We start from the raw sequence: 13,881 nt of genomic DNA, 5'->3' as shown, positions 1-13,881 counted from the left end.
CCCCACGGGTCTCCACTCTGGTCAGCCTGACGAGCGCTCCGAACCCGCGAGGTTCGGAGCGCTCACGAGGCGACGTCGCCTCACACGACGGGCATCCTGCCAAGTGGTACGCGCACCGCGTCTGACCGAGAGGAAGAATGGCCCGTGATTCACCGGACCGGGCGGCTCCGCGCCGCCGCTGCACTGACCCTGGTGCTGGGCGGTGCCCTCCTGGTTGGCGCGTGCTCCTCCGGGGACGACGCCCCCTCCGGGGCGAAGTCGCCGCGCGCGGCGGCGGTCGCGTACGTCAAGGCGGTCAACGAGAAGGACGAGAAGGCGCTGCGGGATCTCTACGCCCCCCAGCATTCCAAGGACAGCCGCACCAAGAAGGCGAAGCGCCTGGTCGGCTCCCTCGGTGACGACGTCCAACTGAAGGTCGTCGACGTCAAGCAGGACGTCAGTCCGAAATTCGCCTCGGTGCGCCTCGGCGGCAGCACCAGCGGGGACCCCTACGCGGAGTACATCCAGCTCAGCGAGGGCGACGGCGCGTGGTGGGTCGTCCCGGACAACGCCGGCGAGGGGCTCCGACACCGGCGCCCCTACCTCGGACACGAGCAGGCCGTCCTCCTGACCTGACACAGCGATCGCGGGCTGCCCTGGGGATCTCTCCCAGAGCGGCCCGCTCCGTTTTGCCTGCGTGCGGGACGAGCGCACGGGCTCCGCCCTGGCCCGCATCGGTCCAGGAGCGTGGGCACCTGGCCTGGGCGCGACCTGCCCTTGCCGTACGTGCGGTGGTCCAGCTTGGCGGCCTCGCCCAGGCCGTCGAGCCTGGTCGTCGCCTCACCCCGTGCTCCCCGGAACGCCGCCGCAGGGGCGGACTCGAACTCTGCGGCGACACCGTGCGGTGCGTGGGCGTCTGACCTGTACGCAACGTGCTGCCGGTCCGCCTGAGCCGAGCCCGCTCAGCGATCGGTTGCCCGCTGCTCCTGGGTGAGCTCGTCGCCGCGGCTCCCGTATGGGGCGGAGATGTCCCAGGGCGGCCAAGCCCTGGGGCAACGTTGTTCAGCCTTCGGTGGAGTCGCCGAGATGCTTGATCTTCTCGAACGGGTAGGCCCCTACCGTCACTACGACCAGGCCATAGAGCGCGAGGCCCACGAGCCCCCAGGTGGAGACCGACTTACCGCCACCGCTCAGGATGACGCTCCCGATCGGGACCAGCGGAGCGAAGCTGAGTGCTGCGGCTCCGGCGCACCAGAAGGCCACCAGGCTGTTCGCCCGCTTCCGCAGGGCGGGGTCGGACTTCACTTCCCCGGGGACCTCGTACCCGTCGGACCTGTCGCACACCGCACCCCGGTACCCCACGCGAGCAGCCAGCGAACTGACCACGCCCAGGAGGAGGAAGCAGCCGAAAATGAACATGTAGGCCATGCTTACCCCATGCGCTCGTCGTGCCGGGTGATCCTAACGGGCGTACTTGATGATGGAGGCGATCACCATGTTGATGGCCTTGTTCTTCCCCCGGCCCGGCTGGCCAGCGCCCCCTTCGCGCGCCATGCGGCAGCGCCGGTGCCAGCCGCGGCGATCGGGAACGCACGGGCCTGGATATACCTCCGGAGGGATTCTGGCTCATGGCCTTCTGGAGCTCAGCGAGAGCCTCCGGGCCCATCTCCGCCTCGATGAACTGACGCTGCTCCGGAGTGAGTGCTGGAGCCTGCGACTCAGCCGCGATGGCCACGGCAGTGGTGTCCCCGTCCCCCCGAGTGCGCTCGCCAGCCATGGCGCTGGGAGCCACGGTGGCGAGCAGGGCCGCGCTGGCGACGGCGGCGGTTCCGCCCAGCGATAAGCGGCGCGTGATGCTCTCACGCACGTTGAATCCGCTTGTGGTCGGTACCTCGCCTCCAGGTCAGGGAGATGATCGCGCCCGATACGTACGGACCTCCCGTGATACGCAGCAGGACGAGGGTTGGTCGTCCGTCGGCCATGCGCATGCGCTGTAGGGATGTCGCCCTGGGCGTGACGTCGGTACGTGGGCGGGGACCGGGCCGGGCCGTGAGCGATTCGCGTCCCGGCCTTCGGCGTTGGGGGCCGTCAGGCGGCGGTGTAGGTGGGGGTGTGGGGGAGGGTCGCCCACATGCGGGTTCCGGTGGTGGGGGGTGGGGCGGGGGCGTAGCCCCAGTTGCCCGCGCAGGTGCGGACGAGGCAGCCGAGGAGGCGGAGTTGGGAGCGGCGGCGGGCCTGGCAGTGGTCGGCGAGGCGGGGGTTGGTGTGGGTGGGGTGGTCGTCGTAGACGGTGATGCGGAGTGCGTCGTCGCGGTAGCGGAGGGAGAGGTAGATCTCGGTGCTGTGGGTGGTGAACCTGCAGGCGGTGGCGGTGAGTTCGCCGATGGCCTGGACGGCGGGTGCGGTGAGGTCCTCCAGGCCGTGGGCCTGGAGGAGGGCGCGGGCGCAGGTTCGGGCGAGGGCGGGGGTGGCGAGGGCTGCGGGGAGGGTGAGGCTGTAGGCGAGGGTTTCGGGGGTGGGGGTGGAGGAGTCGGGCGGGGGCGGCGGACAGGGGACGGGCGCGCCGGTCACGCCGGGGCTGGGGGCGAGGGTGAGCGGAAAGGGGGTGGGGGTGGTGAACACGGCAGACTCCCGTGGGGTGAGGGGTTGTTGAGGGTTCGCCCACGCGGTGATGGTGAGGACGGTGGTGATGTGGTGGTGGTCGGTGTGCCTGTCTCCCCGGCGCGGGCCCGCCCCTCCCGGGGAGAGAGGTTCCGGGCAGGCTCGCGCGATGCGCTTCCGGTCACTGGATGCGTGAGCGTTGCGTTACTCACCGTAGAGCGCGGAGAGTCACAGTGTCCACACCTCCGGAGATAATTACCCCCACCGAGGATGGACCGGTGAGACTCGCAGCGGCAGACTGAGCCCACCACCGCACACGAAGGGTCAGCATGGCGACCAGAAGCACGCCCACCGCACGCCAGAAACGGATCGGCGCCGAGCTCCGCAAGATGCGCCTCGCGGCCGACGCGACGACCGAGTACGCCGCTGGCCTCCTGGGCGTCGACCGGACCAGGCTCTCCAACATGGAGTCCGGCATCCGCCCGATCTCACCTGAGCGAATCCGTACGCTGGCCTCCAACTTCAGCTGCACCGACGAGTGTTACGTCGAAGCACTGGTGGCCATGGCGGCGAGCCGGGAACGCGGCTGGTGGGAGGACCAACGAGGCACCCTGTCGGCCGGGCTCCTGGACATCGCCGAGCTGGAGTGGCACGCCGCGCGGGTCCGCACCGCCCAAGTCGCCCATGTTCCGGGTCTCTTGCAGACCGAGGAGTACGCCCGAGCCGTCTTCAGCTCCGTCCTGCCGCCCCTGACCCGACTCGAAGTCGAACTGCGCGTGGCCCACCGAATGGAGCGCCAGCAGGTCTTCACGCGACCGAACCCGTTGCCGTACGTCGCGTACGTCCACGAGACCGCCCTGTACATGCGCTTCGGCGGGCCTGACGTGATGCGGCAGCAGCTCAACCACCTCTGCGCGGCCACCGAGCGCGACACCACCGACGTGCGGGTCATCTCCGCCGAAGTCGACGGATTTCCTGGAGCCGGGCACGCCCTCCTGTACGCCGACGGGGTTGTCCCGCAACTGGACACTGTGCAACTGGACTCGGCCCACGGCCCGGAGTTCACTCACGCCGAAGCACAACTCACCAAGTACCAAGCCCACCTGGGGTGGATGGAGAAGGCGTCGCTCTCGCCCAAGGCATCGCGGGACTTCATCCACAAGCTCGCCCGCACGCTTTAGAGGAGGCCACCATGACCAGCATCACTTGGGAAGAACCGTTCTGCGGCGAAGGCAACAACTGCTTCCGGCTCGGGACCGACGACGACGGCAACGGCTACATCGCCGTAGCCGGACAAGAGGACCGCCACCTCACCGACACCCACGAAGCCCTCCGCACCCTGATCCGCGACATCAAGGCCGGAAAGGCCGACCACCTGCTGTAGCCCGCCCGCAACAGGGACCGCCAACACCGATGCGAAGCCAAGCCCGCCCCTCGCCTGGGCACCGGCCCAGAGGGGCGTCTACGGAAAGCACGCCCATGTGACGGGTAGCGCGATCCACGTAATAGCCTGACGTGGTCCAGTACTGGGGGATGGGACGATGCTTGGTCTACTGGCTCTCGCCCTGGGTGGGACTGCGGCCATCGGCGTGCTCGTCGCTCTCTGCGCCCTCCTTGCCTTGGCGCTACCAGGCCGTCCCCGCCCGTGGACGGCGCACCTCCGGCGCCGGTTGGCGATGCTGGCCGCTTGCCTGGCCGCGGCCGTCTACTTCACGGGCGTGTTCTGGCTTGAGGTCGCGGTGAACGAGTCCAGTCACGGGGCCGGGTCCTCCCCTTCACCTTCGTGCCGCGCGGACGCGCCCGACGGCGACATCTCGCGCATTGCCAGCTACCGGGTCTCGCATCTGCCCTTGCAGTTCGAATGCGTCCTCGATGACGGCACCACCTACGCGAGCAGCGAGTTCCCCGGCTCGCTCACCGCGTTCCCAGCGATCCTCGCCGTGAGCGCCGCTCTGCTCACGGCCAGTGCGCGCTCAGATCAGCCAATCCGGCACCGAACACATAGCCCGAACCGCCAGTTCGACCCGTGACGTCACCACTGGGTTGTCAGAGCACAGCACCGCGTCCGTCATCTACGCCCGCGCGGCCGCAGGGATGGAGAGAGCATCGCTCCCGCCCAGAGCCTCGCGGGAGCTCATCCACAAGCTCGCCCGCACCCTTTGGAGGAGACCACCTTGACCAGCATCACCTGGGAAGAGCCCTTCTGCGGAGAAGGCGCGAACTGCTTCCGGCTCGGGACCGACGACAACGGCAACGGCTACATCGCCATCGCCGGACAAGAGGACCGCCACCTCACCGACACCCACGAAGCCCTCCGCACCCTGATCCGCGACATCAAGGCCGGAAAAGCCGACCACCTGCTGTAGCTCCAGCCCACGGCCCCCGCCAGTCCCTTTCACTCGTACGGGCGAGCACCGCCCGTACGGGACACACCGGGGTATACCTGCTTACGATGATGCTCTCGACACCAGCCACCAGGAGGCCCGCCATGTCTGCCACCGCAGTCGAGCACCCCTGTGACCGCGAGCCGCTGACCTTGCTCGAAGAGGCCAACAAGCTCATGGAACAGAACCCTGGCCACCGCGTCGAGATCATCGGAGGCCTGCTCCTCGTGACCCCGCCACCCGACAACCCACACGCCCGTGCGCTGACGAAGATCATGCGCCCCTTCGTCGCAGCGGGCTTGGACGATGACGACGGGGAGACGGAAATCGTGCAGGGGGTCGGCCTCTGGCTTCCCGACGGCCCGGAGGACTACGCCGTACCCGACTTCGCCGTGGTCGACGCCGACATCGACGAGCACCTCATCGAGAACAACTGCTACGACCCGGCAACCTTCCGGCTAGTCCTGGAAGTCACCTCTAGCAACTACCAGCAGGACCTACGCGCCAAGGTCGCCGCATACGCCATCGCCAAGATCCCGGTCTACGTCATCCTCGACCGCAAGCACCAGCGCCTGCACGTCCTCACCGACCCCATCGCCAACGAATACGACACCCACCGCGTCCACGCGCCAGGCGAGCTAGTCACGCTCCCCGAGTCCATCGGCGCCAAGGTCACCCTCGACGTGACCGCCCTCCTCAAAGCCGGACAACCCCGCACCTGACCCAGACATACGAAGCGGATGCGTCCAATCCAGGGCGAGGGGCACCACCACGACCGAGTACGACCCGAACGGCCCGGCCCCGTCGATCTCCATCCGCATCCCAGCGGCTCACCCACACCCGCCCCGCACGGTCGAGGCGGCTCACCCACCCGCAGGCGCCGCGTCAGGCGGACTCGAAGCCAGGTGCGGACGGCCCGCTGCTAGCCTTCTCGCCTGATCATCGCGGGCTCAGGGAGGGGCAACAAGTGGGCTTCAAGCGGCTGTTCGGGATCGGTGATCCGGACGAGGCGATCGAGGTGGACACAAACATCCTGGGGCCGGTGTTTCCGGGCGGAAATGTGGAGGGCGAGGTCTTCCTCAGAGGTGGGGCGCGCGACACGCCCATACAGGGGATCTATCTGAACTTCACCGTCCAGTGCACGAGCTACAACGGTGAGGAGCGGGACTACGAGTTCGAGAGCTCCGTTGCCGACCCCTCGTACTTCACGCTGCGTAAAGGCGAGGAACAGCGGCTCACCTTCTCCGAACGGCTTTCCTGGGAAGTCCCCGTGAGCGAACTCGGCGGCCGTGCTCTGGGTGTCGTGCTCTCAGTGAAGAGCAGCCTCCGCCGGGACTGGAACGACGACGGCACCGAAATGGACAACGACCTGCTCCACATATCGGCCCTGCCCCTGCACGAGGCCGTCCTGGACGCGTTCGTGGAGGAGGGATATCACTGTGACTCCGCGAATGTCATCGACTCCTACGTTCCGAACATGGAGCAGCACTGGGGCTTCTACCAGAACTTCTACCTCACCAACCGCTCAGCCGGTCCCGGGCAGCCGGAACAGCTCGAAGTGGTCTTCCACATGAACGCCGTTGGGGCTTTGGTCCATGTGCGACGTGCCGTTCCCAGTGTGCGTGACTGGGACAGCAAGCCCCCCGGCCGCCGCTTCCCCGCCGCCCATCACGAGGTCGGCCACGTCGACTGGCGTCCGCAGGTACGCAAGGCTTTGGACGAGCTCGCACTGCTCGACGACCTCTGAGGGAACCACGGCTCCATGGCGGAGCACGGCACGGACGAGGGCCCCGTCCAGTAGGTCTGCGTCTCTATGCCTGCCGGTCGCATCGGGGCGGTCAGGTCAGGTCGCGAAGGAGGCCGAGCCGTGAGGGACTCGCGGCCCGGCTCTCGGGGTGTGGGGCGGCCCGGGGGTCAGGGGTCGGGGTCCGGGGGTCCGGGGGTCAGGTGGACTCGTCGCTGGAGCTGGAGTCGGAGCCGGAGTTGGAGCCGGAGTTGGAGTTGGACTCGTCGCGGGGGAAGGAGATCTCCACTCGGCGGTTCTTTCGACGGCCTTCTTCCGTGGAGTTGTCCGCGATCGGGTAGTCCTCGCTGTAGCCGCGCACCTCGTACGTGACCGACGGGCCGAGGCTCTTCGACAGTTGCTTGTGCACGGTGTCGGCCCGCTGCTTGGAGAGCTTCAGTCCGTGCTGGTACGTGCCGAGGTTGTCCGTGAAGCCGAACACCCGGACCTTGGTGCCGCCCTGGGACTCGATCTCTTCGGCGATCTCCTTGATGCGGGCGTTGGCGGAGGGGTTCAGCTTGGAGCTGTCCTTCGGGAAGAGGACTTCGGCCTGGAGGGAGAACTTGACGTTCTCGTTGGTGTCCTCGCGGCGTTCCTCGCCGCCGAGGTCTTCGACGACCGACTTGATGTCGAGGACTTTGGCGGGGGCGAGGGTGGCGCCGTCGGCCAGTTTCAGGCCGGGGGAGTTGGCGTCCACCTTGGGCGGGGCGCTGGTTGTTGTTGAGCCGGGGGGCGCGCTTGGGTCGTCGTCGGCGTGAGCCATGCCGGTGGTGAGGGTTGCCAGCAGGGCTACGGCTGTGGCGGTGGTTACGGCTAGACCTGTTGGTCGGCGGTGGCGAGGGAGGGTGGTTTGGTGCATGGGTCACTCACCCTCGGAGATCTCGATGGCGGCTGGGGGCATGTCGGCGATCTGGAAGTCGACCTTGTTGGTGCCTTCGGGCGGGGCCGGGAATTGAGCGAAGAAGGGCCGCTCCTCCCCTGCGTTGATCCCACCCTTGAACTGCGTACAGAGGCAGCGCCCCTGGGTGTCGCGCAGAATGAGGTATCGCTTCTTGCTCGCCTTGTCGATTAGGTTGGCGCCAGCCAGCGAAGCCCCGTTCGCCTGCAACTCCTTCTCGTCACCACGCCACGACGTGAAGAGGACCCGCTTAGCCCCACCGTTCTTGACCTTCCCTGTGACAGTGAGAAACCCACCGTCATCACGCACCGCAGAGTTGAACGTCAACGTGACGTTGTCGCCGCCCGTCACCTCGGCTAGGACCTCATCCTCCGCTGGCGTCTGGCTCCCTCCCGACCTGTCCTCGCCCCCCTCCTGGTCCTCCGTAGTGGAGGGAGACGAGGTGGAGCCCGTGTTCTCCTTGTCGCTCTTGTCGTCGTCACCCCCGGAGCATCCGGCTACCGTGAGGGCCAAGCCAGTCGTGATCGCCACTGCGGTCAGTGCCCTTCGGGCCTTCAAGGTGTGCCGCATCCCCATCGTGCTTCCTTCTGTTGTCGTCGCTCGTCACTCAGCGAGTTGCACTGAGAACAGATCCTTGGCCTCCGGGAGATCGAGAGGATCAAGGTCTTCCGGATCAAAGTCCTCTAGATCAATCTCCCAGGAACCGCCGCCATCGCAGCTGAACTTCACGAACTCCGTGGGATCGACGGAAAGGTCGACCTCGCAGCGAGGTTCGATCACTGCCGTCGCGCTAGCGTTGGCCTGCATGTCCTCGGTGCCGGGAACAAGGGAGTCACCCACGGCGTAGTTGGTTTGGATGCTGGCAGTGAAGGACAGCTTCCCGTTGACTTGGCCCTCGTTGAGGCCCTGCAAGGTCGAGTCGTTCGCCGCAGCGAGTGAGGCTGCGGCGGCGAACGGGTCGGACTCCCAAGTCCCGTTGCCCTCAATCCAGTTGACCCAGCCGCCGTCTTGGATGCCGTCCATCAGGCCGTCCACGAACTGGTCCCGGACGTCCTGCGCAGCAGCGAGGGCCGCGGCGTCGGCAGCGGACTGAGCTCCGCTGCGCGCCACGGCCCCTTTGGCGAAGACGAAGAAGACGAACCCAACAAAGAGCAGAATCCCTACCAGCCAGATGTACAGCGGGAGAGTCTGCCCTCTGTCGTCACGCAAGCGAAGAGGCATCAGCCGCCAGTGATCTCGGCAACTGCCCCGTCGATGGCGCCGGAGATGGTGGCGTCCAGCCCCAACGCCACCACAGCCGTAACGATCGCCGCGATCAGCACCAACAACCCCGCGTACTCCACAAACCCCGCGCCCTCGTCCGCCTTCTTGCCCCGCATCCGCGAGACGATGGTGTTCTTCCAGGTGCGGATGCTGCTGTTGTTGCGGTTCGTCATGATGGTGTTCCCCTCCGGGTCCGGTGCCGCTAGCGACCCGAGGAACGTACGTCCGGCCGTGGCTCCTCGCCGAGGGTCCGTGGGCCCAAGCTCGGGCCCAAACCCTGGGGTGCTCACTCATGACTCCCCCGCCCCCGCGCCGTACCCAGCCACACCGCGATGGCTTCGCTGCGGCTGGCGCTGTGCAGTTTTGCGAAGATCCGGTTGATGTGGTTCTTGACGGTCTTCTCGCTGATGAAACAGGTGGCGGCGATTTGCTGGTTGCTCATGCCTGCGGCGATGAGATCCATGACCTCCACCTCCCTCGAACTCAGCCCGAATTCCCGGCGGTTGCGCGCCCCGTGTGGTGCGGGTGCTTGGTGAGCCTGTAACGACTGTCCCATAGCTGATTGCAGATGCGAAGCAGCTGCCGAGCCGAACGGCGAATCCGAGACATCTGGCCCTGGATTGGCGCCCATCGGATGCTGTGCAGTCGCATCCACCCCGGGGTGCGGGACGCCCGTCTCAGCCCCAGCACCCGACCCAGCACGCGACCCACTCCCGAGCCCAGGCCCCGCCCCAGGCCTCGACCTCACCTGCTCCAGCAAGGCCCCCTGCGCGCTGGCCGACAGATACGCGCGGCCCTCCTGTATGTCCCGTACGGCCGCGACGAGTTGCTCCGCCGTGAACTCGCCGTGGACCAGGTAGCCACGGGCGCCCAGTCGTAGGGCTTCCTGGACGATGGCGTTCTCGCGGCTGTAGGTCAGCATCATCACGGGAGCGAGCGGCAGCAGGTACGGCAGGGCGGAGATGCCGTCGACGCCGGGCATGCGGACGTCCAGCAGGACGACGTCCGGGCGGTGTTGCTCGGTTGCCGCCAAGGCCTGGCGACCGTCGCGGGCCTCCGCGACGACCGTGATGTCGTGGCGGCCGTTGAGGAGGGCGCAGAGGCCTGCCCGGACGACGGGGTTGTCGTCGGCGACGACCACGCGCAGGACGCGTAGGGAAGGCTGGGCGGGCGGGGCGGGCAGGGGGGTGTGGGTGCCGCCGTCGTGGTTGGCGTACGGCCTCGGGCTCGGGCTTGAGCTCGGGCCTGGGCTTGGGCTTGGGCTTCGTCTCGGGCTCCGGCTTGGCCTCGGGGTCGGGGTCGGGCCTGCGCTGGGGCTTGGTCTCGGGGTCTGATGTGGCATGGGGGGCCTCTCAGGGAGACGGGAGGGCAGGGGCGGCGGTGGGGGCGGGCCGTAGCGTGGGCTGGCCGTTGCTGCTCGCTGCCGACAGGGGGAGGTCGAGCCGTACTTCTGTGCCGGTCGCGTTGCGGCCCCGGCCGATGCAGATGCGGGCGCCGACGGTCGCGGCGCGTTCGACCATGCCCACCAGGCCGAAGTGTCCGGCCGCTCGGAGGGCTTCCAGGTCGGTGCCGGGGGGCAGGCCCCGGCCGTTGTCGCGGATGCTGATCCGGAGCAGGTCGCCCACGGGCAGCGCGCCCAGGGCAGTGCCGGGTACGACGCTCGCCTCCACCGTGACCTCGGTGGCCTGGGCGTGGCGGTGGGCGTTTTCCAGGGCCTCGGTGGTGATGGTCAGCAGCTGGCGGGCCACGGCGTGCGGGAGTTCCGGGAGGGGGGCCGCCGCCGGGTCGGGGGGCGTGAAGTGGGTGGTGGGGGCGAGTTCGGAACCGGGGCCGGGGCCACAGCCGGGGCCGGGGCGGGGGCCAGGGCGGGGTTCGGGCTCCGGGGCGCCGTCAGTGCTGTGCCGCCCGTACCGCTGGGCCGAGAAGTCCCCTACCCGTGCTGCCAGTTCGGCGGACAGGTCCACTCCCCCGCCCCCCAGGTCCGCCTGTCGCCGCAGGTCCGCCAGGATCTCCCGCGACTCGGCCGCCGCCTTACGCGCGCTCCGCGCCACCAGACCCGCCTGGTGCTTGACCCGTACCGGGTCCATGCGGTCGGCGCCCTCCGCGAGGCCGTCCGCCGCCAGGGCCACGCCGTGCAGGGTCTTGGCCACGGAGTCGTGCATCTCGCGTGCCAGGCGGGCGCGCTCCTGCTCGACCGCGTCGGCCACGGCGAGGCGGGCGGTCGCCTCGGAGAGGGCCTGGGTCGCCGTACCGAAGCGGAACATGAGGTTGCGGAGGGTCACGCCGATGATGCCCGCCGCCACGCAGAAGCCGGTGATCAGGAGCGTACTGGCGGGGCCGCGCATGCTGTCCTGCCAGGCCGTGTACGCGGCGGCCAGCAGCGCGATCTGGATGGCCGTGTAGATCCCGGCGCCGCGCCAGCCGTACAGCAGGCCCGCGAGCAGCGGGGTGCAGACGGCCGCGTAGCCGAGGGTCGAGTCCGGGGACGCGGTGAGCAGGAGGACCGCGCCGAAGAGCAGGTCTACGCCCATCAGCCAGCGGTGCTTGAGGACGAGCGGGCCCAGGGTCTCCCAGTCGCGCAGCATCGCGTACGAGCCCATCAGGCTGAACACGACGGCCGCGCCGACCAGCCAGCTGCCGAGGGTGCCGTCGGCGCGGTTCAGGGCGAAGGGGGCGCCGATGACGATCATCGCGAGGCGGAGGCCGAAGACCTGGCGGCAGAGGGCCTGGAGGGCGCTGAGCTGGATGGGGAGGCTGGGGGCGGGGGCGTCGTCGGCGAGCGCGGATGCGGGCTCGGTGTCCGGGGGCGGGGCTCCGCCGTGCAGCACGCTCTGCACGGGGTGCGCCATGCGGGGCCCGGGCGCGCCCGTGGGCCCCGGCCGCGCGGGGCCCGGGGAGCGCGGGGTGTTGCGCGCGGGGCGGAAGTGGCTCAGGGCGGCCGGAGCTGGGGCCTCGGGGTAAGTGCGGGTGGGTGGGGGTTGAGGTTCGGACAGCTCCCCCACCCCGCCCCTTCCCGAAAGTCCTCGCCGGACGGGCTCAAAAGATGGCCTCAAACGCCGGCCGGGCTGATGCATGTCAGCCTCCCAGGATGGAGCCGAAGTCCGTGTCCGAGCCCAGGAACATGCCGCAGACGATCAGGATCAGGGTCGCGGGAACCATGAAGATGAGCGTGACCATCGTCGTCTTGGGGATGGTCTTGGCGGCTCGGCGGCGGGCGTTCTGGGCGTCGGTGCGGCGCATGTCGTTGGCGATCTGGATCAGGGTCTCGGCGATCGGGGCGCCGAGTTCCTCGCCCTGCTGGAGTGCCGTGACGAACTGCGACACCTGCTCGCTGGAGTTGCGGCGGCGGAGTTCCTCGAACGCCTGACGGCGGGACACGCCCATGTCCATCTGGCGCAGGGTGATGCGGAGTTCGTCGGACCACGGGCCCGTATAGCGCTCCGATACGCGGTCCAGGGCCTGGCGGAAGCCGAGGCCCGCCGAGACCACGACCGCCAGCACGTCCAGGAAGTCGGGCAGGGTGCGTTCGATCTGCTCCTTCCGCTCCTTCATGGCCTGCCAGATCAGGGCGTCCGCCGCGAACGCCCCGAAGGCGAGGGCGAAGAGGGAGAAGAGCGGTACGCCGCCCGCGATCATCGTCACCGCTGATACGAGGCCGAAGACGCCGTAGACGGCGCGGCGGGCGGCGTAGCGGTCGATGGTGAGGCCGCCGGGGTTGCCCGCCTGGTCGATCTTGCGGCGCTTCTCGTCGACCCTCTTGGGCCCCATCAGGCGCAGCACCGTCGGCGCGAAGCGCATGCCGAGGCGGTCGATCGCGGAGGCGGGGGCGGAGACGCGGGTGGCGCCGACCTCCAGGGCCAGGGCGAGGTCGCCGGGGAGTTCGGCGTCGGCGCGGTACATCCGTATGCCGTGGAAGGCGCCCGCGATCGAGAGGGCGAGGAGGAGCGCGAGGGCGAGGCTCAGCATGGGGGCGGGGGCTCCTCTCGGACGTCGGCGATCATCAGACGTCGATCTTGCCGAGGCGGCGGATGACGACGAACCCGGCCGCGTACAGGCCGAGCGAGATCAGGATCAGGGCCTGGCCGAGGGGGGTGCCGGTGACGCGGGACAAAGCGCCGTCGTTCATGGTGTTGAGCATGAGCATGGCGCCTACGCCCAGGCAGGGGATGGTGAAGGCGGTGGCGTTGACCTCGGAGAGCATGGTGCGGACCTCGCGGCGGGTCTCCTTGCGCTCTTCGAGGGTCTCGGTGAGGTTGCGCAGCGAGCTGACGATGGCGCCGCCCGCGCGGTTGGCCAGGATCAGGGTGGTGACCAGGACGACGAGTTCGCGGGACGGGAGGCGTTCGGCGAGTTCGTCCAGCGCGTCCTCCAGGGAGCGGCCTACGGCCAATTGTGCGGAGACTCTTGCCAGTTCGTCGCCCGCCGGGGCTTCGAGTTCGTCGGCGGCCATGGACAGTGACGTACGCAGGGCCAGGCCCGCCGATGTGCCGTTGGCGAGGAGGCGTGCGAGGTCGGGGAGTTGGTTGATGAACGCCTCGATGCGTTTCTGGCGCTGCCAGTTGAGGAACGCGTTGGCGCTCCAGACGCCCACCAGGCCCGCGATCGGGCCGAAGAACGGCGCGAGGACGTTGGCGGCGATCAGCCAGAGCGCGACGACCGACGCGGCCATGTAGACGAAGAATTCGCCGGGGGTCAGGTCCAGGCCGGTCGCGGCCAGCTTGAGCTGGACGCGCTTGCCCAGGCGGGTGGTGCGGACGCGGCGGTCGACGGCGGTGAAACGGCGGTGGCGGCCGAGGGTGTGGGGGCCGGTCGCGGAGAGGCGGTCCTCCAGGGCCCGGCGTTGGGCCTTGCCGGAGAGGTAGACGTGCAGGCCCGCCAGGGCGAAGACGGCGCAGAGGAGGGTGCCGCCCAGGGCGAGGAGGGTGGGGCTCCTCAGGCCTGCCGGGTCCGTGATGTCTGTCAGGCCCGTCAGG

17 protein-coding genes are annotated in these 13,881 nt (G+C 69.0%); 7 read left to right on the top strand and 10 right to left on the bottom strand.

The features are described 5' to 3' along the window. The first annotated feature begins 144 nt into the window (after positions 1-144). Entirely contained in the window at positions 145-615 is a 471-nt protein-coding gene (locus GCN81_RS08815) for a hypothetical protein (protein ID WP_156723379.1), read from the top strand. A 426-nt stretch (positions 616-1,041) separates the two neighbouring features. Here the strand turns inward: GCN81_RS08815 and GCN81_RS08810 are convergent, their stop codons facing one another. Both GCN81_RS08810 and GCN81_RS08800 read right to left on the bottom strand, forming a co-directional pair. Next, a complete protein-coding gene (locus GCN81_RS08810) occupies positions 1,042-1,407 on the bottom strand; it encodes a hypothetical protein (RefSeq protein ID WP_156723377.1) in 366 nt (121 codons plus the stop codon). Positions 1,408-2,067: 660 nt separating this feature from the next. Further along, on the bottom strand, positions 2,068-2,601 hold the full coding sequence (locus GCN81_RS08800) for an ATP-binding protein (RefSeq protein WP_325065097.1): 534 nt from the start codon (positions 2,599-2,601) through the stop codon (positions 2,068-2,070). A gap of 308 nt (positions 2,602-2,909) precedes the next feature. Here GCN81_RS08800 and GCN81_RS08795 point away from each other — a divergent pair, with 308 nt between their 5' ends. From GCN81_RS08795 to GCN81_RS08770, 6 genes are all read left to right on the top strand, one after another. Further along, positions 2,910-3,761, top strand: coding sequence for a helix-turn-helix domain-containing protein (locus tag GCN81_RS08795; RefSeq protein WP_156723375.1), 852 nt, complete (start codon positions 2,910-2,912; stop codon positions 3,759-3,761). 11 nt (positions 3,762-3,772) lie between these two features. Then, the gene (locus tag GCN81_RS08790; RefSeq protein WP_156723373.1) at positions 3,773-3,964 is read left to right on the top strand and encodes a hypothetical protein; all 192 of its coding nucleotides are present in this window, start codon (positions 3,773-3,775) and stop codon (positions 3,962-3,964) included. A 286-nt stretch (positions 3,965-4,250) separates the two neighbouring features. Further along, positions 4,251-4,610, top strand: a complete 360-nt coding sequence (locus tag GCN81_RS08785; protein WP_156723372.1) for a hypothetical protein — start codon at positions 4,251-4,253, stop codon at positions 4,608-4,610. A 144-nt stretch (positions 4,611-4,754) separates the two neighbouring features. Continuing rightward, positions 4,755-4,946, top strand: a complete 192-nt coding sequence (locus GCN81_RS08780) for a hypothetical protein (RefSeq protein ID WP_156723370.1) — start codon at positions 4,755-4,757, stop codon at positions 4,944-4,946. 122 nt (positions 4,947-5,068) lie between these two features. Then, a complete protein-coding gene (locus GCN81_RS08775) occupies positions 5,069-5,686 on the top strand; it encodes a Uma2 family endonuclease (RefSeq protein WP_156723368.1) in 618 nt (205 codons plus the stop codon). A gap of 245 nt (positions 5,687-5,931) precedes the next feature. After that, on the top strand, positions 5,932-6,711 hold the full coding sequence (locus GCN81_RS08770; RefSeq protein WP_197287533.1) for a sporulation protein: 780 nt from the start codon (positions 5,932-5,934) through the stop codon (positions 6,709-6,711). Positions 6,712-6,907: 196 nt separating this feature from the next. On the opposite strand, the gene GCN81_RS08765 is transcribed toward GCN81_RS08770, so the two are convergent. From GCN81_RS08765 to GCN81_RS08730, 8 genes are all read right to left on the bottom strand, one after another. Then, on the bottom strand, positions 6,908-7,606 hold the full coding sequence (locus tag GCN81_RS08765) for an OmpA family protein (protein ID WP_156723365.1): 699 nt from the start codon (positions 7,604-7,606) through the stop codon (positions 6,908-6,910). Positions 7,607-7,609: 3 nt separating this feature from the next. Then, complete coding sequence (locus GCN81_RS08760; protein ID WP_156723363.1) at positions 7,610-8,221, bottom strand: copper resistance CopC family protein; 612 nt, start codon at positions 8,219-8,221, stop codon at positions 7,610-7,612. Between the two features lie 27 nt (positions 8,222-8,248). Next, positions 8,249-8,854: a pilus assembly protein TadG-related protein gene (locus GCN81_RS08755; protein ID WP_231626509.1), complete on the bottom strand. Its 606-nt coding sequence runs from the start codon at positions 8,852-8,854 to the stop codon at positions 8,249-8,251. Positions 8,855-8,865: 11 nt separating this feature from the next. Beyond that, positions 8,866-9,081, bottom strand: a complete 216-nt coding sequence (locus GCN81_RS08750) for a hypothetical protein (protein ID WP_156723359.1) — start codon at positions 9,079-9,081, stop codon at positions 8,866-8,868. A 113-nt stretch (positions 9,082-9,194) separates the two neighbouring features. Continuing rightward, positions 9,195-10,250, bottom strand: a complete 1,056-nt coding sequence (locus tag GCN81_RS08745) for a response regulator (RefSeq protein ID WP_156723357.1) — start codon at positions 10,248-10,250, stop codon at positions 9,195-9,197. A gap of 10 nt (positions 10,251-10,260) precedes the next feature. Continuing rightward, complete coding sequence (locus GCN81_RS08740; protein WP_156723355.1) at positions 10,261-11,757, bottom strand: sensor histidine kinase; 1,497 nt, start codon at positions 11,755-11,757, stop codon at positions 10,261-10,263. Positions 11,758-11,983: 226 nt separating this feature from the next. Then, positions 11,984-12,874 (bottom strand): DUF5936 domain-containing protein, encoded by an 891-nt coding sequence (locus GCN81_RS08735; protein ID WP_156723353.1) that lies wholly within the window; start codon positions 12,872-12,874, stop codon positions 11,984-11,986. 34 nt (positions 12,875-12,908) lie between these two features. Then, on the bottom strand, positions 12,909-13,844 hold the full coding sequence (locus GCN81_RS08730) for a type II secretion system F family protein (protein WP_197287540.1): 936 nt from the start codon (positions 13,842-13,844) through the stop codon (positions 12,909-12,911). Positions 13,845-13,881: the final 37 nt, after the last annotated feature.

Origin of the sequence: Streptomyces apocyni (assembly GCF_009739465.1) — a bacterium.
Lineage (GTDB): Bacteria > Actinomycetota > Actinomycetes > Streptomycetales > Streptomycetaceae > Streptomyces > Streptomyces apocyni.
This window is presented reverse-complemented; position numbering and strand designations above follow the sequence as displayed.

Bases quoted from the DNA above. Each gene is read 5' to 3' on its own strand.
- GCN81_RS08810 (WP_156723377.1), bottom strand. From the start codon at position 1,407: ATGGCCTACATGTTCATTTTCGGCTGCTTCCTCCTCCTGGGCGTGGTC.
- GCN81_RS08795 (WP_156723375.1), top strand. From the start codon at position 2,910: ATGGCGACCAGAAGCACGCCCACCGCACGCCAGAAACGGATCGGCGCC.
- GCN81_RS08790 (WP_156723373.1), top strand. From the start codon at position 3,773: ATGACCAGCATCACTTGGGAAGAACCGTTCTGCGGCGAAGGCAACAAC.
- GCN81_RS08775 (WP_156723368.1), top strand. From the start codon at position 5,069: ATGTCTGCCACCGCAGTCGAGCACCCCTGTGACCGCGAGCCGCTGACC.
- GCN81_RS08765 (WP_156723365.1), bottom strand. From the start codon at position 7,606: ATGCACCAAACCACCCTCCCTCGCCACCGCCGACCAACAGGTCTAGCC.
- GCN81_RS08760 (WP_156723363.1), bottom strand. From the start codon at position 8,221: ATGGGGATGCGGCACACCTTGAAGGCCCGAAGGGCACTGACCGCAGTG.
- GCN81_RS08750 (WP_156723359.1), bottom strand. From the start codon at position 9,081: ATGACGAACCGCAACAACAGCAGCATCCGCACCTGGAAGAACACCATC.
- GCN81_RS08745 (WP_156723357.1), bottom strand. From the start codon at position 10,250: ATGCCACATCAGACCCCGAGACCAAGCCCCAGCGCAGGCCCGACCCCG.
- GCN81_RS08740 (WP_156723355.1), bottom strand. From the start codon at position 11,757: ATGGCGCACCCCGTGCAGAGCGTGCTGCACGGCGGAGCCCCGCCCCCG.
- GCN81_RS08735 (WP_156723353.1), bottom strand. From the start codon at position 12,874: ATGCTGAGCCTCGCCCTCGCGCTCCTCCTCGCCCTCTCGATCGCGGGC.